This window comes from Pseudoalteromonas shioyasakiensis, from assembly GCF_024518675.1.
Taxonomy (GTDB): Bacteria; Pseudomonadota; Gammaproteobacteria; order Enterobacterales; family Alteromonadaceae; genus Pseudoalteromonas; species Pseudoalteromonas shioyasakiensis_B.
The window spans coordinates 365,149-386,626 of record NZ_JANIGL010000002.1; the positions used below are offsets into that span (position 1 = coordinate 365,149).

Sequence of the window (21,478 nt, forward strand, 5' to 3'; positions counted from 1 at the left end):
ATGGCAACTACAAATAAACACATGACCCAGCAAGAGTTAAAACAGCGCCTAGAGCATCTGTTATTTGCTGATATTGCCAATTTCTGGCTCGATTTATATCGGCAAAAATACCGCCAACTAGTGGATGATCTTTCAAAGTGGGAGTTACTGCAAAACATACCCGATAATGAAAATGAAGATGCATGGCTATTGCGTCAGTCAATTGGCTTTTTGCGACACCAAGTTGAACAAAAACAGCAAGCATTGCAAGCACTCGATGCTGGCTACTATCTGTTTATTGAAAGGTTAAGCCATGCTGAAATAAGCGCTGAGCGAGAATTCCACATTCTAGATTATGCTCAACAACTTGGTGCCACAGCTGAGCAACTAAAAAAAGATAAGCAAGCCTTTTCACGCTGGTTTGATGAAGGTGCTGTGATCAATCGATATCAGGACAGTGTGGCAAATATAGAGCAGAGCCTAAAGTTCCTAATTGGTAAGTTGGGTGATTTAAGTAATCGATATTTAAAAGAGTTTGCAGAAGATACAGCCAATGCTTGGCACACCCTCGATTTAGAAAGCTTCTTTTTACATCTATTGTCTCAGACAAAAAGTGAGCATGTAAAAAATGCCTTGTATCGCGCGTTAGCAAACCAAGTACACCTCATTCATAATAAAGTCGGCGAACATGAATTAAATGCAAATTTAATAGAGACACTCGTGTTAGCTTTAGAACAACAGCATACGCCGCATTTAGCACGATTAGATATTCTCGAAATTCTTATTCATCAAAGACCCACTTATACCCGGGGCTTTATGACACAACTCATAAAATGCCAAGATGAGTTTCAATTAAATGATGAGCAACGACTATTTATTTTGGCCGCCTTAGCAAAAATATTAGTCAGTCAATTAAACCTCACATCACAGTGTGAGAACTTACTAACACTTTTAGCCAATCACGAATACCCAAGAGTCAGGCAAAGTGTGATAGAGCAGTCATTATATTTCTCTTTACCGTTTTGGCAAAAGCTACTCGAAGAGCGATTAAAAATCGAGCCTGAAGACTCTGTACGCTTCACTTTAGTTAAGCAACTAAGCAGTGCTCGAATTGCTGCTAATGGGTTAGCATTCAGATTATGGAAAGCGCTTTTAGAATCACCGCAAAGCATACAAATAAAGCGGTTAACACTTGAGTTGAGCGCAAGGATAATGCTCAACCAACAACTTGAGGCAAAAGAACCTGAAGTCGTATTTAAACAATTTATAGATTGTTTGAATAGCCAACTCAATCAAGAGCCTAGTATTGCAATACGGCGCTACATTGCTCGCACACGTGAGCAACTTGTTGCATTTGCCCACCAAAATGTCATGGCAACGCTTGAAAGCTCAATACCAAATAACGATAAGCCCCTTATCGCAGAAACCGATCTAGATGAAGAGCTATTAGGTCGCTTGCTAAGTCGTAAAGCGCAACAACATGAAGGCTTTAATGTTAAAAAACAAAAACGCCACTGGCATATAACTAAGGGCTACCACAGCGCATTTCGAGTTTGGCGATTCATTCATGAATTACGTAATCCCAGTACAGATAAACGACAAAGTTTTAATCATAATACTGCTCGTAAGCCATCAGCATATATGCATGTCCCTAGTTGCACAGTGGCAGAAATAAGCGCAACAACCGTCCCTGGTGAGCCACTCTTTGATGCTAACGAGCATTCAACTCGACCTCACCTCCCGCTCCCTGATTTTTTGTTATCTGTTTTAAGCCAAGATGATTTAAAGCAAGCAGCAAAAACATATACTCCCGATGGAATTTTATGTGTTAGCGCACCTAAATCACTTATTAAACGAGTAAAGACCTACATATGGTTATCTTTGCATATTGAGCGCCTTGATAGTTTAAGAAAAGGTAATGAAATAGAACAAAAAAATTATATTGAATCTTTAGAAAAACAAGGGTTTAAATTTGAGTTTAAAGCGTATGGCGAACAACTTGGTTGCCACTTTGTGGTTGAAGAAGGGATCAGCAACTTTTATAAAAAACTAAGTGTCTCTCCATTGCTTGTAAATCTTTGGCTCAGCTTTAAAGAGTATACCTATTCAATTTATCAAAACAGTATTGGCCAACTGGTTTTCTTTGTTGTTGGATTTATGCTTTATTTTTGGGGCCGTCATGTACATATAAGCAAAAGAATAAAAAGTGACCGAAAAGCGATCCCAGTGAGTATTGGCGGCTGGGGGACGCGAGGTAAATCAGGTACTGAACGACTAAAAGCCGCACTTTTTAGCAGCTTAGCATTAAAAGTTATTACAAAAACAACAGGTTGCGAAGCAACAATGATCTATGCTCGCTCTAACGGAGAACAGTTTGAAGTCCCTATTTTTAGGCCATTCGACAAAGCGAGTATCTGGGAGCAGAGTGATATTCTGCATTTTGCAAAAAATGTAAAAGCAGATGTTTTTTTATGGGAGTGCATGGGTTTAACACCGCGCTACGTGAGAATTTTACGCCAATGGATGCAAGACAACTTTTCAACTATCACTAATGCCTATCCTGATCATGAAGATATTCTTGGGCCAACGGGAATTGATGTTGCAAAAGAAATGTCTAATTTTATCGCACCAAACAGCCTAGTGTTTACCAGTGAACAAACCATGATGGCTGTGCTTGAACAGGATGCACAAAAAAAGCAAAGTACTTTAATCCAAACCCACTGGGGAGATGGCTATCAAATTACACCGGATATCAGAGCTCTCTACCCTTATCAAGAACATCCTGACAACATCGCATTAGTTTGTAAAATGGCTGCACACATAGGTTTAGATAAAGACTTCGTTTTTAAAGAAACTTCACAACGGATTGTGCCTGACATTGGTGTTTTACAACACTTCACTGAAGCGCCTTTGACTGACTTTAGCATGTCTTTTGTCAACAGCATGTCTGCAAATGAGCGCTTAGCAACATTGGAAAACTGGCAACGGTTGGGACTTTTCGAACTATCTTCAGATCCAACCAAGCAAACCATTGCCCTAATTAATAACAGAAATGATCGTGTCGCTCGCTCCAAAGTATTTGCTGACATTCTTGCTGACGATCTACCCTTTGATAAGATGGTTATAATTGGCACTAATGTTGATGGCTTTTATAGCTACTACCTACAAGCTTTTACAGCACGTTTAGATAGAATTATAAACAATAATGACTTAAAAGAGTTGCATGCACTATGCAGCCAGCTGCATTGTATAAAAAATATAGATTCCCTAGTTGAGCTATTTAATATTGCACTAGATTCCCATTATTTAAACAGTGACCTTCAAAACATCAATAACCAAGCTGCGTTAGATGAGTGGTTTATCAAACAAAATATAAACTTGCCAGCTGAACGGCGAACCAGTCTTAAGGAGTTATTTGAGCATTATCTTAGCTACCAACAAATCGCCCCACTGTTAAGCGAGCTCATAAACAATCAAACAACTATTAAAAGCACCTTACTAGCACTTGCGAAAAGTAAATGCGTGTTAATAGATAATGCACAAATTAGTGCAGATCAGCTCACACTTGAACTAGCAGCCCTTGCAAGACCTCATTGCCACCAAGTTATTGTCGGCATGCAAAATATTAAAGGAACTGGCCTTGGTTATGTCTATAGCTGGCAACAATGGCAACGTATTTACGATACCACGCAAACTCTACTAGATACTGACAGCTCTGTTGACCAATTTCGTCAGGCCTTAACTCGCCTATCTTTAATTAACCAATTTTCACAGCTTGAATTAGCTTATTTAAACGATACGCTGATAAAGATAAAGAAAGCGCATCATGCACAAAACGAGTATAGCCAAGCCGAGCTGCAGCATATTAGTGAGCGCCTAAATAAACAACAAAAGGTAAAAAATGAACCTGTAACACAAAGCCAGCAAAATGCAATCAAACGCTTTGCAATTCAGGTCGCTGAATCCTTCTTGGATGCTGGTGCTGCGGTAAAACGAAAAAAAGTAGCAATGCAAGTCTATAGCGATATTGCAAATAGCCGCATAACACTAGAAAAAGCAATTGAAGTACTTGGTCAATTAAATCGAAACCAAACGCCAGGTTGGTTAAGTTTTTCACGGAATAAAAAATAGTCTAGTTGTATAAGCCTTATACAAGTTATAAAAAACTCTATAAACTCATATCAGGCTAACAGGCGCTTAACTGCCTTGCTCCTAATTTCTAGAGGGAAATATAGTGTAAGAAGTTGTCGATTTTATAGATAAATCTAATCATGCTAATTAAGCATTTGATAGATATACTAAAGTAGCTCAGGTACCAGTAAGTTAAATTGATATGTTATATGTTTACAACCGTCGGATAAAAAGCTTTTAATAAGAGGGGAAAAAGCATTATTAATCGGGAAGTGCCTCAATAACTCAAATAAATAGAGGCGAATATATAAATGGCCCTGCCTTAGAGGTAGGGCCTTATTTATTGTAAGGTTACTAGTTAAAAAGCAATCATCCAACTTATTGCTAATTGCAAAAGCTTACAATAAGAAAAGTAAGCTTAAATTATAGCTCACCTTCATTTTCAGAAAGGAACTTAGCAACACCTTCAGGGCTTGCATCCATACCTTTTTTACCTTCAGTCCAGCCAGCAGGACATACTTCACCGTGCTCGCTGTGGAACGCTAGCGCGTCAACCATACGTAGCATTTCGTCGATATTACGGCCAAGCGGTAAATCGTTAACTACTTGGTGACGTACGTTACCTTCTTCGTCGATTAGGAATGAACCACGAAATGCAACGCCAGCTTCAGGATGCTCTACGTCATATGCTTTACAGATTTCGTGCTTAACGTCTGCAACGAGTGCGTATTTAACTTCACCGATACCACCGTCAGCAACAGCAGTTTTACGCCATGCATTGTGCGAGAATTGTGAATCGATAGAAACACCAATTACTTCAACGCCACGCTTTTGGAACTCTTCATAACGCTTGTCAAAAGCAATTAGTTCAGAAGGACATACGAAAGTGAAATCGAGTGGGTAAAAGAAGATAACTGCTTTTTTACCTTTGATTGTTTCGTGAAGATTGTAGCTATCTACGATCTCGCCGTTACCTAGTACTGCTGCAGCGGTAAAGTCTGGTGCCTGGCGGCCTACTAATACACCCATTTTATTCTCCAAATATTTAGGTTTATTTCTAATTGCTTACGCAATGCTTGCTTTATTATGGGATCTAAAAATTAAATACCAAGGGCAAACATGCATAATTGTCGAAATATTTTAGAGATTATAAGTTTAAATAGATAATCGTATTTTTGAATCACTACAATCGAAAATTCAGAACGCTAAAATGTACATCTGCCAGAGACAAAAAAACCTGTAAAAACAGGTTTTTTTAACGTTATTCGTGTATTAATCCATGATATCTTCTGGCATATCACCACGGATTTTCTGCCAGACTTCACCCGTTTGATGACCATACTTACGCATCATAGAAATTGCACCATCATGCTCTCGATTTTCGGCCAGTGTTGTTAAGTCTTTATAAAACTGGCGTGCTAACTGACGAGTACCTGGATCTGAAAAATAATGGCAGCCAATTTTAGAGTAAAACCCTTTAAACCCATTTAAAATGAGTACGTAGATACGATTATTACCTGCAACAGCTAATTCATGATGTACTTTGTAATCATAGTCAGCAAATGCTTGCGCGCTGTCTTCTAACTCATCACTTTGTGAAAGAATTTCGATAACTCGCTCTGGCGCTAACTTAATAGCTGCACGTGTGTATATTGCACTTATATTAGTACGAGCTGATAACAATTGGTCGGTCAGCTCAGGCATTTTGTCTTCATCAAGGCGGGCTAAGGTTTCAAGAATATTTAACCCCGATGTTTCCCAAAAGTTGTTTACACGTGTTGGTTTGCCATGTTGGATGGTAAGCCAGCCGTCGCGTGCTAAACGTTGTAGCACTTCACGCAAAGTGGTACGTGTAACACCTATTAATTCTGATAACTCGCGCTCAGCAGGAAGAATAGAGCCGGGAGGGAAATCGCCATTCCATATTGATTCAACAATATATTCTTCTGCAAATCCTGCTGGACTTTTTGCTTTAAAAATTCTCATTCAATTCCCACTCGAGTTATCAATATTACTTCACTTAAAACGATTAACTGACTGATTGTACCAGACGATGCAAAACTAACAAGCAAAGTAATCAAGAACCCACTTATTTTTAAGCCCAATGCGCCATTGCTTTACAGTTGCTTTCAACACACAAATTCCCACGTCTTACCTTCAATCAGGGTTATCTTATTGCATTGGCATTATTTTTTATAAGTTCTCGTACGGTTTCCTCTTGCACCTTGATTAAAGACTAAGCCATAATCTCTCTAATAGATTAATTATTGGAAGTACTATGAACTGGTTAGCTGATTTAGCAGATAAGCGCACCCCTTGGGTTTTATTAGCATTAATTGCATTGATATTTGAAGTCACGGCTTTGTTTTTCCAATATCAAATGGGGCTTGAGCCCTGCATCATGTGTATTTATCAGCGCACAGCTATGCTTGGGCTATTAATAGCGGGAGTGATAGGCGCAATTAATCCGAGTAACATGGTGATACGTATAACGGCTTTTGCTAGCTGGGCAATAGCAAGCTTCTGGGGGTTTTTATTAGCCCGTGAACATATTAATATGCAAACCACAACGGATCCATTTGCATTTAGTTGTGAGTTTGAGCCTAATTTTCCTGTTCCATTACACGAGTGGCTCCCCCATTTTTTTGCCGCTACGGGCGATTGTGGCAATATTGATTGGCAATTTTTAGGCCTGAGTATGCCTGCATGGATGGAAGTGATTTTTGGGCTATTTAGCCTCGTATTAATAGTCGTTATGGTTTCACGTTTAATTATTAAGAAGCGCTTATAATGTTTGTTTTTTTCACCAGCCAAGTCGAAGAACTTAGTCACCTAAAAGTCAGGCAGCGCCAACAAATTATAGCCACAGCACTGTCTATGCTTACTCCACTTAGTAAAGTTTGGTTGCGAGTTATTAAGTTATTACTGTTAACACCGGTATTTACATCTTTGATCTACATTGAAGGTTGGCTCATGTTGCCCGCATTATTACTCACAGGCTTAAGCTATCCGTTACTAACAACACCCGTTGAAATTGCCTTTGCTAGACCCTATTTAACGGATGCACTCAAGCAGCACACTACACAGCTTGATTAATTTCAGCAAAAGCTACCTAAGCCATTAAAAATGGCTTAGGTTTATCACTATAAAGACACTTTTCCTTCAAGTTTAGCAAGTAACTTATCACCAATCCCTTTAACCTGAGCTAAGTCAGCAACAGACTTAAAATTGCCGTGTTTTGCACGGTAATCAACTATTGCTTGCGCCTTTGACTGACCTATACCCGATAATTGCATTAGTTGTTCAACACTTGCTTTATTAAGATTAATAACCTGTGCTTTTTCTACTACTTTGCTTGGCGTAGTTGCTTTACTATCTACAGCATAACTAGGCGAGATCATAACTAACCCAGCAAGAACTGCTAATGCACTCAATAATTTCATAGTATTCCTCCATGATCTTAATAAATAGATCCAATAAATTGTGAATGAAATGTCCACCTTTACACTGAACTTCAGACCACTCAGTACCAAAAAGTGATACTTTATAAATAAAGTAAAGAGCAATTACTTTGTCAACTGTACCGATAATAAAAAATAAAAAAGTTCACTTGCAAATAAGCCCACAAACAATTACTGTACATAAAAACAGTAATCAATAACAGTGCGTTAGTTCGCACTAAGCAAATTGGCAGGAGAGATCATGGCTGTTGTTGTTAAATATGTTGTAGAAAGAAACGGAGTTGAGCGAATGACGTTTACTACTAAAAAAGAAGCTGATGCATATGATAAAATGCTCGACATAGCAGAGTCGCTTGAAGTGATGCTAGAAAAAGTAGATGTACCATTAAGCGAGCAACAAATTGAATCTCTAGCACTTGAAATCGCAAAAAATAAAGATGGTTTTATCAATGTGTTAAAGGGTGCCAAAGAGCCAGTGAGTAAAGCCCCAGCAAAAACAAAGAAAGACACGGCAATCACTGAAACAAAAAATCCTGAAGATAAAGCCGCAAGTTAATAAAGCTTAATTCAAGAAAAAAGGAGCGATTAAGCTCCTTTTTTTATGTGTGTTTTATTTCTTAACCTGAATTTTAGTTACTTAGAGTGACTTTTCTACTTCGTCGAACAGGTTTGTAATGTCAGAGCTTGGCGGTGGTGTCGCTAAACTAACCACTACAATGGCAATACTAGACAGAATAAAGCCTGGGACAATTTCGTAAATAAGACTACTTAGCTTTTCGCCATCGATAGTAATAGGCGCATATATCCAAATCAGAACGGTAACCGCCCCCACTAGCATACCTGCTAAGGCACCGGCAAAGTTCATTCGTTTCCAATATAAGCTAAACAATACTAATGGGCCAAATGCAGCACCAAACCCGGCCCATGCATTACTCACTAGGTCTAATATCGAGCTGTCACGGTCATAAGCTAAATAAATTGCACATAATGCCACTGCAGCCACACTAATACGGCCAACTGTAACTAACTCTGTATCACTGGCCTCTTTACGTAAAAAGGTTTTATAAAAGTCTTCTGTTAATGAGCTCGAACTTACTAGTAACTGTGATGAAATCGTGCTCATTATTGCCGCTAAAATCGCCGCTAATAAAAAGCCAGCTATTAATGGATGAAACAATAACTCTGATAAAATCAAGAAGATAGTTTCAGGATCGTCTACAACAATATTGTTCTCATAGGTATAAGCTGCGCCAAACAAACCAGTACCGACGGCACCAATGGCTGCAATAATCATCCAACTCATACCAATACGACGTGCAGCTGGCATATCTTTCACGCTACGAACAGACATAAAACGTACGATAATATGCGGCTGGCCAAAGTAACCTAAACCCCATGCCATCGCCGAAATAATTCCCAATGCAGAACCTGCACCAATCCAGTTTAGCATTTCAGGGTTAACACTATTTAGTGTTGACTCTAATGGTTGTTCTAATAGTGAGTAAGCAACGGTTGGCACCAAAATTAATGCTACGAACATAATACAACCCTGCACAAAGTCAGTTAAGCTCACAGCTAAAAAGCCACCGAACAAGGTATATAAAACCACCACACCAGTTGTAATGTACAAGCCCATTTCATAACTTAAGCCAAACGAGCTTTCAAATAATTTGCCACCGGCAACAACACCCGATGAAGTGTAAAGGGTGAAGAACACGATGATCACAACCGCAGATACAACGCGAAGTAAGTTCGATTTATCAGTAAAGCGATTTGAGAAGTAATCTGGAATAGTGATAGAGTCATTCGCTTTTTCAGTGTACACCCTTAGTCGTGGGGCAACTAACAGATAGTTAGCCCATGCACCTAATACCAAGCCAATTGCTATCCAAGTACTACTGAAGCCAGTTACGAACATCGCACCCGGTAAACCCATCAGGATCCAACCGCTCATATCTGATGCACCCGCTGAGAGTGCTGCTACAGAAGGTGACAAACTACGTCCACCCAGCATATAACCAGATACATCACTGGTAGACTGTTTATACGCATATAGGCCAATCCCTAACATAACGATAAAGTACGCAGCTAAAGAGATAATCATTCCTGTTTCCAAATTTGCCTCCGCTTAAGAAGTTTAAATCTGGCTTTTAATCCTAATAATGACTCATTAATCAATGTAATACAAAAGTCATTATTGGTGTAAAAACCAACTTAGGGACCGACTATATCATGCCAAGGGCGAATAACTCCACTCTCTGCGTTAATCAAATAAATAGCTGAGGTTAATGAATTTTTAACTAATTTTTTTATTTCAGAGGATAAAAATGGAAATTTGATCTTAATTGCCTTACGATTAGATCAATATATTTATAAAAAATCAGTACTTTAGCAGTAGCCTTTGGAAAGATAATTAATGCTATTTTCGATATTTTATCTTATATTGCACATGTCATTGTTTCAATCAATCGGATCTGTTGTTTATGTATTTTTACGCTGCGCGCCAACCTATATTAGATCGTGAAAAAAAACTCGTCGGCTATGAGTTACTGTTTCGAGATGGCGTTGATAATGTTTTCCCTGATATCGATGGTGATGAGGCAACATCAAGGCTAATAGAAGGTAGTCAGTTCAATTTTGGCTTAGAAGATTTAACTAACAACAAACCCGCTTATATTAATTTCACCTTAGAAACACTGCAAAAAGGCTACCCAACATTACTAGGTAAAGAGCAAGTGGTGGTTGAAATACTTGAAACCATACAGCCAGGTAAACGCTTATTAGCACTGGTTAAAGACCTTAAAAATAAAGGTTATACATTAGCCTTAGATGATTATATACATCAGCCGGTATGGCGTCATTTTTATCCTTTTATCGATATCATAAAAATCGACTTCTTAACCTGTGATGTTCAGACCATCAAGCAAATTATTGAAGAAATTAAGCCTCATAGCCATATAAAGTTATTGGCTGAAAAAGTAGAAACCTACGAGAAATACCAATTAGCTCTAGAGCTTGGGTTTAGCTATTTCCAAGGTTTCTTCTTTTCCAAGCCTGAAATGGTTCAAAGTAAAGCATTACCGCCATCACAGATGGCACTAGCGGAGCTACTTTATGAAACGTCTTCTGTAGAGCTTAATTTAAAAAAAATTACTAATGTGTTTGAGCGAGATGTCACGCTTTCTTATAAATTACTTCGCTATAGTAACTCAGCGGCCTTTAAACGCCGCGCTGAGATCAGCACCATTAAGCAAGCACTAGTCGTGCTCGGCGCCCAAGAGATTAAAAAGTTTTTATCTTTGTTATTTGCATCCCAAGTCGCTGCTGATAAACCTGCAGAGCTGATCCGTTTATCGTTAACCCGTGCCCGCTTTACCGAGCTTTTAGCCATCAATCACAATCAACTAAAAGATACCGGTATGGCTTTTTTAACTGGCATGATGTCACTAATGGATGCCATTTTAGATGAAACAATGGAGGGAGTAATGAACAAGCTACCTCTATCAAATGATATCAAAGTAGCTCTTGTTGAAGAGCAAGGCATACTCGCGCAATATTTACGCTTGGTAAAACTATACGAGCAAGCAAATTGGCAAGGTGCAAACGCGATAAAAGACGAATTGGGTTTGGCTGCTGAAGAAGTTCCCGACTCATACCATGAAGCGCTTAGCTGGGCTAATGAGCAAATGAAAGTGCTAGGTGAATAAAGAAATATTAACGCTAATTAAATGCCAGCAATTTGCTGGCATTTTTTATAACGATCTATTTAAGCTAACGAAACTAAAGGCTCTCTAAAAAGTCTTCGTCAAAATCTTCAGGCTCTTCTTGAATCGGAGGATTACCATCATGTAGTTCATACAATTGACGTTGGAAGTAAATATCTTTCATAAAAATATAAGGATCAAGAGACTCATTCAATAAGCTTTCTTGCGGGATTAACGAGGCTCTTGCCTCTACTGCCTTAAGTGCAAAAACCAGTATTGTCTGCGGTGTGGTTAAGGTGATCTCTGGTAGTACAAAGCTATCAACCACATCTCCCGTCAGGTTACGTGCGGTAGATGGCCCCATACCTGGTAGCATTAGGTAAGCACCGTCACCAATGCCCCAAACCCCCATCGTTTGGCCAAAATCTTCATCAACTATTTCAAGCCCTAGTGAACTTGCAACATCGAATAGACCCAAAATACCAACCGTGGAATTAACTAAAAAACGTGCAACACTAATACCCGCATTACCCGCCTTACCTTGTAAAGTCGCATTAATCACATCAGTTGGTGCACTAATATTGTCGGTGAAATTCACTAAGCTTCGGCGCACTGGAGTTGGAGTTATAGCCACATAACCGACAGCCGCTGGCCGCAAAATATAAGCATCTAACACATCCATATTAAAATCATACATAGGACGGTTAAATGACTGCAGCGGATCTCGCTCATCCTCTTTTTCTTCAGGGACTTGTGCACAACCCGCACTGATCAATAACCCTAAAATTAGTAAACTTTGTTTGAACATCTTTTATCCTTAAGGGAGCATCTCATCAATGAGTAGTGTATGTTGAGTTATATTCGCACGCTCTAGAACCTCTGAACTCCCTTCTAATTCACCTGTAGAGGGCATTACAGACCCATCGTTTGATACACGCGCGGTAATAATTATTTGCTCTGTTGTAGATAACGTTAATCCATCTACCATTGAGTTACTATCACTTAATTGCACTTTAAGAGGAAAACTAAACTGGGTCAACTTTACCACTGCAAGCGGCATTGGTGGGCCATTCGCAGCTTTAGCAAATACAAATAAAGTGCCGTTTTCTGGTAGCTTATCATCAAGCGTTGGTGATAATTCAACAGTCACCATAATTGCACTATCATCGTCAGCTGGCGTTTTCTGTGCCGCATTTGCCACTGGAGTTATTGTGCTCGATTGCTCTGCTATCTTTTGCTCAATATCTGCTATACGCTGCTCAACCATAGTATAACGGCTATCATCTGGCCCCATAGTGCTTAGTAATACTTCGAACGCGGCTTTAGCTTGCGTCCAGTCATGGCGCTCGTAAGCTATCAGAGCAAGTAATGAAATTGCATCAATGTTAGTTGGCTCGTTTTTTAAAACCCGCGATAACATACCTGCAGCACGGGTCATATTTGCTTCACTTCCTTCAAGTAACAATACTTGGCTGTAGCTAACTAATACACCTAAATGCTCTGGATTAATTTGCAATACTTTATCAAACGATTGCTGCGCCATATCAAACTCATTTAATGACATGGCCACCCGCCCCAGTAGCATCCACGCAACTTGGTCATCGCCATTTTTTGCCAATTTAGTACGCAAGCCTAATGCAAAAGCTTGTAACTCATTTTGCGTTAACGGTTCACCTTGTTGCATCACCGCACGCTCACCATATTCAGGCAAGTTTTCCATCGCGGCATACCAGTTTTCAAGCTGCTTTTGTGAGCCAGTAGCAGAATAAAAAATCACTGTTAGCACAATTAGAAACGCACTTCCTGTCAAAGCAAAAATCACATTATTACCGCGACTGTACAATGATTTTTCTGGCGATAACTCATTTAAAAGTCGGCGCTTTAATTCAATAATAGATTCGTTATAGCTTTGCTGCTCAATCCTTTGCTCTTGTAAATCGCTGGCGAGTTCTTCCAAACGCTGCTGATAAATTGCGATCAGATCTGAATTAGCATTATGCGTTACACTCTGCACACGTTCTTTTTTTAAAAAAGGTAAAGCCACAAATACCACTGCTACTAAAGTTAGTAGCGCAAAAGAAGCCCACATTAAAATCATTTAGCTCTGCTCCTGACGTTGATTTTGAGCAATTAATTTTGCTAATAACGCTTCGTCTTGTTCGTTCCAGGTTTGCTTAACAGCAGCCTTACGTTGGCGAATAACAATAAAGCCTAGACCAAACACAACAATCAATACCGGAAACACCCACAGTACTAATGTCGCTGGCGTTACAGGTGGATCGTAATGAACAAAGTAGCCATAACGGTCGATCATGTAGTCAATGACTTCATCTTTTGATTTACCCTCTTGAACCAAAACCAATACCTTGTCACGCAAGTCTTTAGCAACCACAGCGTCTGAATCTGCAATATTTTGATTTTGGCATTTTGGGCAACGTAGCTCTTTGGTCAGTTCGCCAAAGCGTTGTGCTTGTTCATCATTGGCAAATTCATACCTGTCTTGCTCTGCAGCAACGGCAAAGCTAAACAATAAAACAATACCGACTAAATAATATTTCATGGCTGCAACTCCTGCATGATCGGTGCAAACTTCGAGCGCCACACACGTGGGTTAATATCGCCAGTGTGATGTAGTAAAATGGTGCCTTTGCTATCAACTAAAAATGTTTCAGGCGCACCTGATACACCTAAATCCAATGCCAAAGTCCGTTCTAAATCTAAAATATTAAATTGATACGGGTCTCCAGCTCGACTTAACATACTTGATACCTCTTCACGCAGCGCAGCCATATCGAATGCGCCATCAAAATCAGCATCGTAACTTTGCACGTAATACAAGCCAACGATTTTTACACCTTGCTCGCGTAATTTAGTTAAGTAATCAAGCTCTGCTAAACAAGTTGGGCACCACGTGCCCCACACGTTGAGTAAGTAAACCTCACCTTGAAGATCTGTATGTTGCCAGCGTTTGTTATCTTGCATTAAATCCGGCAAGTTAAATGCGGGCATCGTATGGCCAATTCGCCCTGTTTGTAACTCACGTGGATTAGCAAATAATCCCTGATATAAAAATACACAGACTAAAATGAATGCCAGCAATGGCAATATAGCTAAAAGTTTACGGTTCATATTGCCTCCTGCGCTGCAGTTTGCTCACGTTTTTTATTACTACGGTAACGTTTATCACCTAAAATCAGAAAGCCCGCAAGCGAAACCAACATACCACCAATCCACATCCAGCGAACAAATGGCTTGTGATAGATACGTAATGACCAACCACCATTACTAAGTTGCTCACCCAATGCCAAATATAAGTCTCGGGTAAAGCCTGCATCGATTGCAGCTTCGGTCATAAACTGCATACCAATATCATAACGACGTTTTTCAGCATGTAATATGGTTTCGAGTTTATCATTTTTCAAAACACTTACTTCTCCCGCGTGGCCACTATAATTAGCCCCACGAATGGTATTAACCCCTTCAAAACGATACTGGTATTGGTTTAACTGAACAACTTCACCTGGCTTCATAGATACATCACGTTCAACAGAATAGGCTGAGGTTAAAGTGACGCCAGCGATGATAAAAGCAATACCTACATGCCCTAATACCATTGCCCAATAGCTTAGGTCTAAACGTTTCAAGCCTTGGCTAAAACTAGTTTGTATGGTTGCTTTAACATACAAGTCAACACCAGTAGTCACCACAATCCATACTGCGAGAGTGGTTGCCAATAACGTCAAAGGTGCTACAACGTCATAGCTTGAAAACAACCACGCTGACGTAACAGCAATGCTGACGATAGCGCAAAACAACATTTTATTTTGTAAAAACCCCCACTTATTTTGCTTCCAGCGTAGTAAGGGACCAATCCCCATTAAAATGGCAAACGGCACTAAAATAATGGCAAACATTTTATTAAAAAATGGTTCACCAATTGAAATACTGCCTAAGCCCATTTCTTTATGAACCATAGGCAATAAAGTACCCAATAAGACAACAAACGTGGCAACAACCAAAAATATGTTATTGAGCCATAATGCAACTTCTCTAGACACGAGTTTATAACGTCCTTCACTGCGTACCTGAGCGACTCTAAATGCATATAGAGTAAGTGCACCACCTACCACGACAGCCAAAAACGCCAAGATAAATAAACCACGGTCCGGATCAGTTGCAAACGCATGTACTGATACAATAATGCCAGAACGAACAATAAATGTACCAAGTAAGCTTAATGAGAATCCCGCTATCGCCAAGAGTACGGTCCAAGATTTAAATACACCGCGCTTTTCGGTGACGGACAGTGAGTGTAATAATGCGGTGGCCACTAACCAAGGCATAAGAGCGGCATTTTCAACTGGATCCCAAAACCACCAGCCCCCCCAGCCAAGCTCAGAATATGCCCACCAACTACCAATAGTAAGGCCAAGAGTTAAAAAGCCCCAAGCGGTCATTGTCCACGGACGCGACCATTTTGCCCATGAGTTGTCGAGCTTACCTGTCAATAAAGCTGCAATAGCGAATGAAAACGATACAGAAAGCCCAACATAACCCATATACAATAATGGCGGGTGGATAATCATTCCAGGGTCTTGTAATAACGGGTTTAAATCTCGCCCTTCAACTGGGTAGTAAGGTAACAACAGCTCAAATGGGCTCGACATCAACAAAGTGTAGAGCATAAAGCCAACACCTAAAAAGCCTAAAACGCCAAGTACACGTGCTCGTAAAATCCACGGCAGTGAGCGTGATCGCATAGCCACTACCGCAGTCCAACCGGCTTGCATCACTAACCATAGTAAAATGGCCCCTTCGTGGCCCCCCCATGTAGAGGTTATTTTATAATACCAAGGTAATGTGCTGCTTGAATGGTAAGCGACATACGCGACGGTAAAGTCATCGGTTAAACTGGCATAGATTAGGGCTGCAAATGAGATTAAAACAAACATAAATTGCCCGACGGCTAACGAAGGCGCTGCACGCATTAATCGCAAATTACCGGTGTGCGCGCCCCATAACGGAAAAATACATAATAAAACACTCAGCACCAAGGCCAGTGTTAGGGAGAAATAACCAATTTCAGGGATCATATTAATTGCCACTATCTAAGTTATATTTAGGTTTCTCGTGCTTAATCCCTTTAACAGCTTCGGCGACTTCTGCAGGCATGTATTCTTCATCATGCTTTGCTAATACCTCAAACGCTTCTATCACATCAGGTTCAACCAACACGCCTTGTGCGACAATACCTTGTCCTTCGCGGAATAAATCAGGCAAAATCCCCTGATATCGAATCGTCACTAATGGGCCGGTATCAATTAATTTAAAGCTGACCTCTAAGCTGCTCTCGTCACGAATCACCGACCCTGGCACAACCATCCCGCCAATACGTAACTTTTGACCTATATGCGGCTTCTCATGATTCGGCCCTTTGCCATCGATGAGCTCACTTGGGGTATAGAATAAATTAATATTTTCTTGTAGTGCATACAGCACTAAGCCAATCACCGCACCAATACCAAATACAACTGCAGTGACGGCTAAAAGCCTTTTCTTACGTCTTGGATTCATACTTGCGACTCCTGTTTAGCCTGCTTAATGCGCTGTTCACGGTCGGCTTGCTGCTGAACAGAGGTTAAAATACGCTTTGTATCATTTAAAGAACTAAATAAAATACCTAATAAAATCAATGCACACGTGCCAAAAGACAACCATACATAAAAGCCATATCCACCCATGGCTATAAAATCAGAAAAAGAATCAAACTGCATAACTAGCCCCTATTTAACAACTGACGCACCCAAGGACGGTGTTTTTCGCGTTGTAAAATTTCATTTTTAAGACGTATCAATGTCACTGTGCCCACAAACGCAGCAAACGCTACAATGTTAAGCATCAACGGCCAAAACATACTTGGATCAATCGCCTTAGTATCGAACTTAGTAATGGTTGCCCCTTGATGAAGGGTGTTCCACCACTCAACGGAGAAATGAATAATGGGTAAATTAATCACTCCTACAATAGCAAGGATAGAAGCAGCTCGACCCGCTGCTTTTTTATCCTCAAAGGCGTGATACAAAGACAACACACCTAAATATAAAAATAATAAAATAAGCTCAGATGTAAGGCGTGCATCCCACACCCACCATGCGCCCCACATAGGTTTGCCCCACGCAGCACCAGTGATCAACGCGATTGCTGTGACACATGCGCCCACCGGCGCTATAGCAATAACCGCAAGCTCTGCATTACGTAGTTGCCAAACTAATGCCACCACGGCTGCAATAGCCATTGATGAGTAAGCGCCCATAGATAAAATAGCTGAAGGAACATGAATAAAAATAATGCGATAGCTGTCTTTTTGTTGGTAATCTGCAGGGGCATAAGCCAGCCCCCAAACCCAACCGACAACCATGCATACAACCGTAACCACGGCAAAATATGGCAGTAACGTATTACATAATTGATATGCACGATCTGCTTTAGCGTAGGGATGTAACCACTTCCACATATTAACTTACACTCACTTTTAATGCTGACGATATGGCAATTGGTGCGCTTATAATAGCTACGACAAGCATCGCACCAAGGATGGCAAGCTGCCCACTATAATCCAGCGACATAGTACTGGTATCAATAGCAGACGTTGCAAAAATTAATACAGGGATATACAAAGGCAAAACTAATAAGCTCATCAAGATCCCCCCTTTTTGTAACCCCACAGTCAATCCGGCACCAATAGCGCCGATAAAACTCAATAATGGAGTCCCTAATAATAAAGTAATTACAGTCGCGACCAGCGCTTGGCTATCTAAATTTAATAGCAAAGCAAAAACGGGTGTCAACAGCACCAAAGGCAGCCCAGTAATCATCCAATGGGCCAGCACTTTTGCTAATACCGTTAACGGTAATGGGTACGATGAAGCAATTAATTGCTCTAAGCTACCGTCATGAAAATCATCACGAAATATTTTATCAAGCCCCAGCATGGTCGATAAAAGCGCTGCGACCCAAATAATGCCAGGAGCCATTCGTGCAAGTAGACCGGGCTCAGGGCCAATAGCTAACGGAAATAATGTAATAACGATTAAGAAAAATAAGAGTGGATTAACGATTTCAGCTCGCTGGCGAAACGCCAACTGTAAATCTTTTTTACATACGGCACTAAAGAGCTGTAGATAAGAGTGTTGTCGTTGCATCAGTGACGATACTCCAAGGTAACAGTCTGCAAATCGTTAAAATGCGTTGTTAGGTCTTGGTGGGTAGTTATTAAAATTGCACCACCGGTTGCTAAATGGCCAACAAACCGCGCCTGTAAAAATGCCACACCCGCCTTGTCTAATGCGGTAAACGGTTCATCTAAAACCCAAAGCTTGGCATCATTAAGCCAAAGTCTTAATAATGCAACGCGCCGTTGCTGACCTGCAGATAGAGTGCGAACAGGCACGTCTTCAAGGCCAACTAAACCAATTTTTGCCAGTAAAGGATACAAGTCTTGATTATCGTCATACCCTTGGATCTGTAACCAAAAGCGTACATTTTCCAACGCAGTAAGCTGAGCATTCACACCGGTTTTATGGCCAATAAATAATAGCTCGCGAGCATATTCGTCATAATTCTTTGTTATTGAGCTATCGTGCCAAAAGATATCACCTTCATCAGGAGCAGCAAAACCTGCAATAATGCGCAATAATGATGTCTTACCGGCCCCGTTTGGGCCTGCTAATTGCATAATTTGTCCCGATTTCAAACTGAAATTAAGATCCTCAAACAAACAGCGCTCTTGTTTGATGCAAGTGACGGACTTAATGTGTAGCAAGATGACGATTCTCTATACCCAAAATTAGGCGTTAGTCTACCATAATGATAGGGTAATACGAATAACGCAATGAAACCGATTAGTGAAAATTTGATTTAAAATAATGAATGAACCAACGCAAATTTCTTTAGCTAACTCATTGACTGTAAAACAGTCAATAAACAATGCTGGGCAGCCAAGTATTAACTTAGACGGTCAAACGCTACACGCCAAAAACATTGTGTTTGCTAAAGGGTCTGTGCAATTGGATATTTTGGTCAATGATCATTGGCAAACATTACGATTAGCAACCAGCCAATCACCTAGCAAGATGCAAACAATTCCTGCGGCAGAGATACAATTAAGTACCGATGGGAAACAGCTCACTATTTTACCAACACACACTTCATTTGCATTAAATCAAGCAAAGCAATTGCAAGGTTTGCTCAATTTTATTCGCTCAGGCAGCGCCATTGACAATCAGCCTTTCGCTGTGAGCGCGACCACTCAGCCCACAGCTAAACTACAAATACCACAATTAAACGCTAACTTACCGATAAATAAAGAAATAGCACAATTATTACAAAGTGAGCAGCCACTAAAAGCCATCATAAACTCTGACAGTTCAGGGTTAAAGCTTGTGGTTCTTAATCGCTTCGCAGATAAACTTCATCAACAGCCGATCAGCCAAACTAAACTTGCCACTTGGTTAGCTAATCTTGCGCCACAAGGCCAGCTACAAAAAAGTAGCAGTACCACCTTGCTTACGCTACCGGTTCAAAAAAACGCGTTTAATATTCCCCTTAAACCACTACAAGCGCAGCAATTAAGCTCATCACCGCAGGCCGTGACTATAACAGCAAGTAAAGATCAGCTGACATTTAAAACACAAACGGACAAAGTGATTATTGGTCTGAAAAACTCGCTGACTCATACCTTTCATAGCTTAGTAAAAGCACAAAAAACAGTGAGTGAGCAACAAATAAAGCCCACTGCACAACCAGCTCAGAGCCCGTTAATAAGTACTAGCAGCCCCATAAAGTCGTGGTTGCAGAACAGCTTTGCCGATTTAAAAACACGTATTACCGATGCTGTGCGCTACTTTGAGCATAAACCCTTTAGCCAAACACTCACTGCGACTAGCAAACAGGCAAAGCCCGCCTCAGCGACACATCATGAAAAAGCGCAGCCTAGTTTGCTCCCCAAATCAGTATCACAAATCAACTTAGCGGCTCTAGCTCGAGACAACGCTAACCCATTATTAGCGAATATCAGTGCAGGCTCAGCATTACCCAAACAATTCCACAGCTCAGCACCACTGGTACAATTTTTCCAACAAGTAAAAGCCTCACTGAGCGCAGTGACAGCACCGGTCAGTAACCTAGCGGGAAGTCAAACAACTGGTGGGGCTCAGCCCATTAATCTTAAAGGCCCTTTAACGGCAACCCCCGTGCCAAGCCAAATTACCCTACCGATTGAAGCAAAGCTTGTAACTACATTAGTAAGCTCACCATTACTACCTGTAAAAGCATTTACCAGTCCGCATACTGGTCACGAAGATTTTTCAAAGGCCCAGTTAAGCCAAAAAATTGAACAGCTAGCGCAAGGCAAGGTATCTGATAATGTGGATTTAAATCGACTAGTTAACCAAGCATTTAACCGCATGATTAGTAGCCAAGCGGTTAATCCTTCAGTAATACAACGTGAGCTATTAAGTATAATTTCTCCAAGCACCCTCTCAACAAGCGCCATGCAAAATAGTTTTAGCCAAGGGCTCGAAAATCTAACCGTTGCAATGTTGGCAGCTGTGCCACTTAATAACATTAGCGCACTCACCTTTAATGGCCAAAACTCGCTAGATGCAATACTGCAAGTATTGGTACCAAACTTTAAAGCGCTCAATAGTGAAAAACTACAAGAGCAATTGCAGCAAGCTAGCAGTCAAACATTAGCGACCGAGTTGGGACAAATTAAAAACACTGTAAGTCAGGTTTCTACACCAGTGATTAATCAGCAGAGTGATACTAACGCCTTGGTACAGTTTTTTTTACCCATGCGTTTACCCCCAGAAGCTGCACAAACTGACATCACCTTGGGCCAATATAAAAAGCCGAGTAAAGACAAACCTGAAGGAAAAGATGTGTGGTTTGTCAGGCTCAATTTTGATTATGCAGCCCTTGGCCAGTTGCAAATTACCGCAGAGCTGATGGATAAGGCGTTAGACTGTAAGTTACTAGCATCAAGCCAAGAGGTCACAGCAATAGCTCACCCTCATCTAGAGAGCCTGCGACATAAGCTGTCAGCGCATGGGTTACAGGTGGGTGAGTTAAATTTAAGCCAAGGTGCACCACAACACCAAGCATTTTATCAATCCCATGCCATCATCAATATTAAGGTTTGAC

At 40.6% G+C, this 21,478-nt stretch carries 20 protein-coding genes; 6 read left to right on the forward strand and 14 right to left on the reverse strand.

Translation table 11 applies throughout. The features are described from left to right. Nucleotides 1–4,110 carry a poly-gamma-glutamate synthase PgsB gene (locus tag NQT69_RS07525; protein WP_256827037.1) on the forward strand — a complete coding sequence of 1,370 codons (4,110 nt, stop codon included), beginning with the start codon at nt 1–3 and terminating at the stop codon, nt 4,108–4,110. 423 nt (nt 4,111–4,533) lie between these two features. Here NQT69_RS07525 and NQT69_RS07530 read toward each other — a convergent pair whose 3' ends face one another. Further along, nucleotides 4,534–5,139: a peroxiredoxin gene (locus NQT69_RS07530; RefSeq protein ID WP_256827038.1), complete on the reverse strand. Its 606-nt coding sequence runs from the start codon at nt 5,137–5,139 to the stop codon at nt 4,534–4,536. A gap of 243 nt (nt 5,140–5,382) precedes the next feature. Further along, nucleotides 5,383–6,096 carry a fatty acid metabolism transcriptional regulator FadR gene (gene fadR, locus NQT69_RS07535; RefSeq protein ID WP_256827039.1) on the reverse strand — a complete coding sequence of 238 codons (714 nt, stop codon included), beginning with the start codon at nt 6,094–6,096 and terminating at the stop codon, nt 5,383–5,385. 292 nt (nt 6,097–6,388) lie between these two features. Here fadR and dsbB point away from each other — a divergent pair, with 292 nt between their 5' ends. Then, nucleotides 6,389–6,901 carry a disulfide bond formation protein DsbB gene (dsbB, locus tag NQT69_RS07540; RefSeq protein WP_256827040.1) on the forward strand — a complete coding sequence of 171 codons (513 nt, stop codon included), beginning with the start codon at nt 6,389–6,391 and terminating at the stop codon, nt 6,899–6,901. Continuing rightward, nucleotides 6,901–7,206, forward strand: a complete 306-nt coding sequence (locus tag NQT69_RS07545) for a DUF6170 family protein (RefSeq protein ID WP_256827041.1) — start codon at nt 6,901–6,903, stop codon at nt 7,204–7,206. Before dsbB ends, NQT69_RS07545 begins: the two co-directional genes overlap by 1 nt. 47 nt (nt 7,207–7,253) lie before the next feature. On the opposite strand, the gene NQT69_RS07550 is transcribed toward NQT69_RS07545, so the two are convergent. Next, entirely contained in the window at nt 7,254–7,553 is a 300-nt protein-coding gene (locus NQT69_RS07550; protein WP_256827042.1) for a ComEA family DNA-binding protein, read from the reverse strand. Nucleotides 7,554–7,812: 259 nt separating this feature from the next. On the opposite strand from NQT69_RS07550, the gene NQT69_RS07555 reads away from it, so the two are divergent. Then, nucleotides 7,813–8,127: a YebG family protein gene (locus NQT69_RS07555; protein ID WP_256827043.1), complete on the forward strand. Its 315-nt coding sequence runs from the start codon at nt 7,813–7,815 to the stop codon at nt 8,125–8,127. Nucleotides 8,128–8,208: 81 nt separating this feature from the next. On the opposite strand, the gene putP is transcribed toward NQT69_RS07555, so the two are convergent. Beyond that, nucleotides 8,209–9,687: a sodium/proline symporter PutP gene (gene putP, locus NQT69_RS07560; protein ID WP_256827044.1), complete on the reverse strand. Its 1,479-nt coding sequence runs from the start codon at nt 9,685–9,687 to the stop codon at nt 8,209–8,211. Between the two features lie 367 nt (nt 9,688–10,054). On the opposite strand from putP, the gene NQT69_RS07565 reads away from it, so the two are divergent. Next, nucleotides 10,055–11,278 carry an EAL and HDOD domain-containing protein gene (locus NQT69_RS07565; RefSeq protein WP_256827045.1) on the forward strand — a complete coding sequence of 408 codons (1,224 nt, stop codon included), beginning with the start codon at nt 10,055–10,057 and terminating at the stop codon, nt 11,276–11,278. 73 nt (nt 11,279–11,351) lie between these two features. On the opposite strand, the gene NQT69_RS07570 is transcribed toward NQT69_RS07565, so the two are convergent. The 10 genes from NQT69_RS07570 to ccmA are packed head-to-tail and all read right to left on the reverse strand — an operon-like array spanning nt 11,352 to nt 19,097. Further along, nucleotides 11,352–12,083: an MlaA family lipoprotein gene (locus NQT69_RS07570; RefSeq protein ID WP_256827046.1), complete on the reverse strand. Its 732-nt coding sequence runs from the start codon at nt 12,081–12,083 to the stop codon at nt 11,352–11,354. 9 nt (nt 12,084–12,092) lie between these two features. After that, nucleotides 12,093–13,373: a c-type cytochrome biogenesis protein CcmI gene (gene ccmI / locus NQT69_RS07575; protein WP_256827047.1), complete on the reverse strand. Its 1,281-nt coding sequence runs from the start codon at nt 13,371–13,373 to the stop codon at nt 12,093–12,095. Beyond that, complete coding sequence (locus NQT69_RS07580; protein WP_256827048.1) at nt 13,374–13,835, reverse strand: cytochrome c-type biogenesis protein; 462 nt, start codon at nt 13,833–13,835, stop codon at nt 13,374–13,376. It abuts the gene before it with no gap. Beyond that, nucleotides 13,832–14,404: a DsbE family thiol:disulfide interchange protein gene (locus NQT69_RS07585; RefSeq protein ID WP_256827049.1), complete on the reverse strand. Its 573-nt coding sequence runs from the start codon at nt 14,402–14,404 to the stop codon at nt 13,832–13,834. Before NQT69_RS07585 ends, NQT69_RS07580 begins: the two co-directional genes overlap by 4 nt. Continuing rightward, the gene (locus NQT69_RS07590) at nt 14,401–16,368 is read right to left on the reverse strand and encodes a heme lyase CcmF/NrfE family subunit (RefSeq protein ID WP_256827050.1); all 1,968 of its coding nucleotides are present in this window, start codon (nt 16,366–16,368) and stop codon (nt 14,401–14,403) included. The genes NQT69_RS07585 and NQT69_RS07590 overlap by 4 nt, the downstream gene beginning before the upstream one ends. 1 nt (nt 16,369) lies before the next feature. Beyond that, complete coding sequence (gene ccmE / locus NQT69_RS07595) at nt 16,370–16,849, reverse strand: cytochrome c maturation protein CcmE (RefSeq protein ID WP_256827051.1); 480 nt, start codon at nt 16,847–16,849, stop codon at nt 16,370–16,372. Next, a complete protein-coding gene (gene ccmD / locus NQT69_RS07600) occupies nt 16,846–17,049 on the reverse strand; it encodes a heme exporter protein CcmD (RefSeq protein ID WP_256827052.1) in 204 nt (67 codons plus the stop codon). The genes ccmE and ccmD overlap by 4 nt, the downstream gene beginning before the upstream one ends. 2 nt (nt 17,050–17,051) lie before the next feature. Further along, on the reverse strand, nt 17,052–17,789 hold the full coding sequence (locus NQT69_RS07605; protein WP_256827053.1) for a heme ABC transporter permease: 738 nt from the start codon (nt 17,787–17,789) through the stop codon (nt 17,052–17,054). Nucleotide 17,790: 1 nt separating this feature from the next. Then, nucleotides 17,791–18,477 (reverse strand): heme exporter protein CcmB, encoded by a 687-nt coding sequence (ccmB, locus tag NQT69_RS07610; protein ID WP_256827054.1) that lies wholly within the window; start codon nt 18,475–18,477, stop codon nt 17,791–17,793. Continuing rightward, nucleotides 18,477–19,097: a cytochrome c biogenesis heme-transporting ATPase CcmA gene (gene ccmA, locus NQT69_RS07615; RefSeq protein WP_256827055.1), complete on the reverse strand. Its 621-nt coding sequence runs from the start codon at nt 19,095–19,097 to the stop codon at nt 18,477–18,479. Before ccmA ends, ccmB begins: the two co-directional genes overlap by 1 nt. A 103-nt stretch (nt 19,098–19,200) precedes the next feature. Here ccmA and fliK point away from each other — a divergent pair, with 103 nt between their 5' ends. Beyond that, entirely contained in the window at nt 19,201–21,477 is a 2,277-nt protein-coding gene (gene fliK, locus NQT69_RS07620; protein ID WP_256827056.1) for a flagellar hook-length control protein FliK, read from the forward strand. Nucleotide 21,478: the final 1 nt, after the last annotated feature.

Bases quoted from the DNA above. Each gene is read 5' to 3' on its own strand.
- NQT69_RS07525 (WP_256827037.1), top strand. From the start codon at position 1: ATGGCAACTACAAATAAACACATGACCCAGCAAGAGTTAAAACAGCGC.
- NQT69_RS07530 (WP_256827038.1), bottom strand. From the start codon at position 5,139: ATGGGTGTATTAGTAGGCCGCCAGGCACCAGACTTTACCGCTGCAGCA.
- fadR (WP_256827039.1), bottom strand. From the start codon at position 6,096: ATGAGAATTTTTAAAGCAAAAAGTCCAGCAGGATTTGCAGAAGAATAT.
- dsbB (WP_256827040.1), top strand. From the start codon at position 6,389: ATGAACTGGTTAGCTGATTTAGCAGATAAGCGCACCCCTTGGGTTTTA.
- NQT69_RS07545 (WP_256827041.1), top strand. From the start codon at position 6,901: ATGTTTGTTTTTTTCACCAGCCAAGTCGAAGAACTTAGTCACCTAAAA.
- NQT69_RS07550 (WP_256827042.1), bottom strand. From the start codon at position 7,553: ATGAAATTATTGAGTGCATTAGCAGTTCTTGCTGGGTTAGTTATGATC.
- NQT69_RS07555 (WP_256827043.1), top strand. From the start codon at position 7,813: ATGGCTGTTGTTGTTAAATATGTTGTAGAAAGAAACGGAGTTGAGCGA.
- NQT69_RS07565 (WP_256827045.1), top strand. From the start codon at position 10,055: ATGTATTTTTACGCTGCGCGCCAACCTATATTAGATCGTGAAAAAAAA.
- NQT69_RS07570 (WP_256827046.1), bottom strand. From the start codon at position 12,083: ATGTTCAAACAAAGTTTACTAATTTTAGGGTTATTGATCAGTGCGGGT.
- ccmI (WP_256827047.1), bottom strand. From the start codon at position 13,373: ATGATTTTAATGTGGGCTTCTTTTGCGCTACTAACTTTAGTAGCAGTG.
- NQT69_RS07580 (WP_256827048.1), bottom strand. From the start codon at position 13,835: ATGAAATATTATTTAGTCGGTATTGTTTTATTGTTTAGCTTTGCCGTT.
- NQT69_RS07585 (WP_256827049.1), bottom strand. From the start codon at position 14,404: ATGAACCGTAAACTTTTAGCTATATTGCCATTGCTGGCATTCATTTTA.
- NQT69_RS07590 (WP_256827050.1), bottom strand. From the start codon at position 16,368: ATGATCCCTGAAATTGGTTATTTCTCCCTAACACTGGCCTTGGTGCTG.
- ccmE (WP_256827051.1), bottom strand. From the start codon at position 16,849: ATGAATCCAAGACGTAAGAAAAGGCTTTTAGCCGTCACTGCAGTTGTA.
- ccmD (WP_256827052.1), bottom strand. From the start codon at position 17,049: ATGCAGTTTGATTCTTTTTCTGATTTTATAGCCATGGGTGGATATGGC.
- NQT69_RS07605 (WP_256827053.1), bottom strand. From the start codon at position 17,789: ATGTGGAAGTGGTTACATCCCTACGCTAAAGCAGATCGTGCATATCAA.
- ccmB (WP_256827054.1), bottom strand. From the start codon at position 18,477: ATGCAACGACAACACTCTTATCTACAGCTCTTTAGTGCCGTATGTAAA.
- fliK (WP_256827056.1), top strand. From the start codon at position 19,201: ATGAATGAACCAACGCAAATTTCTTTAGCTAACTCATTGACTGTAAAA.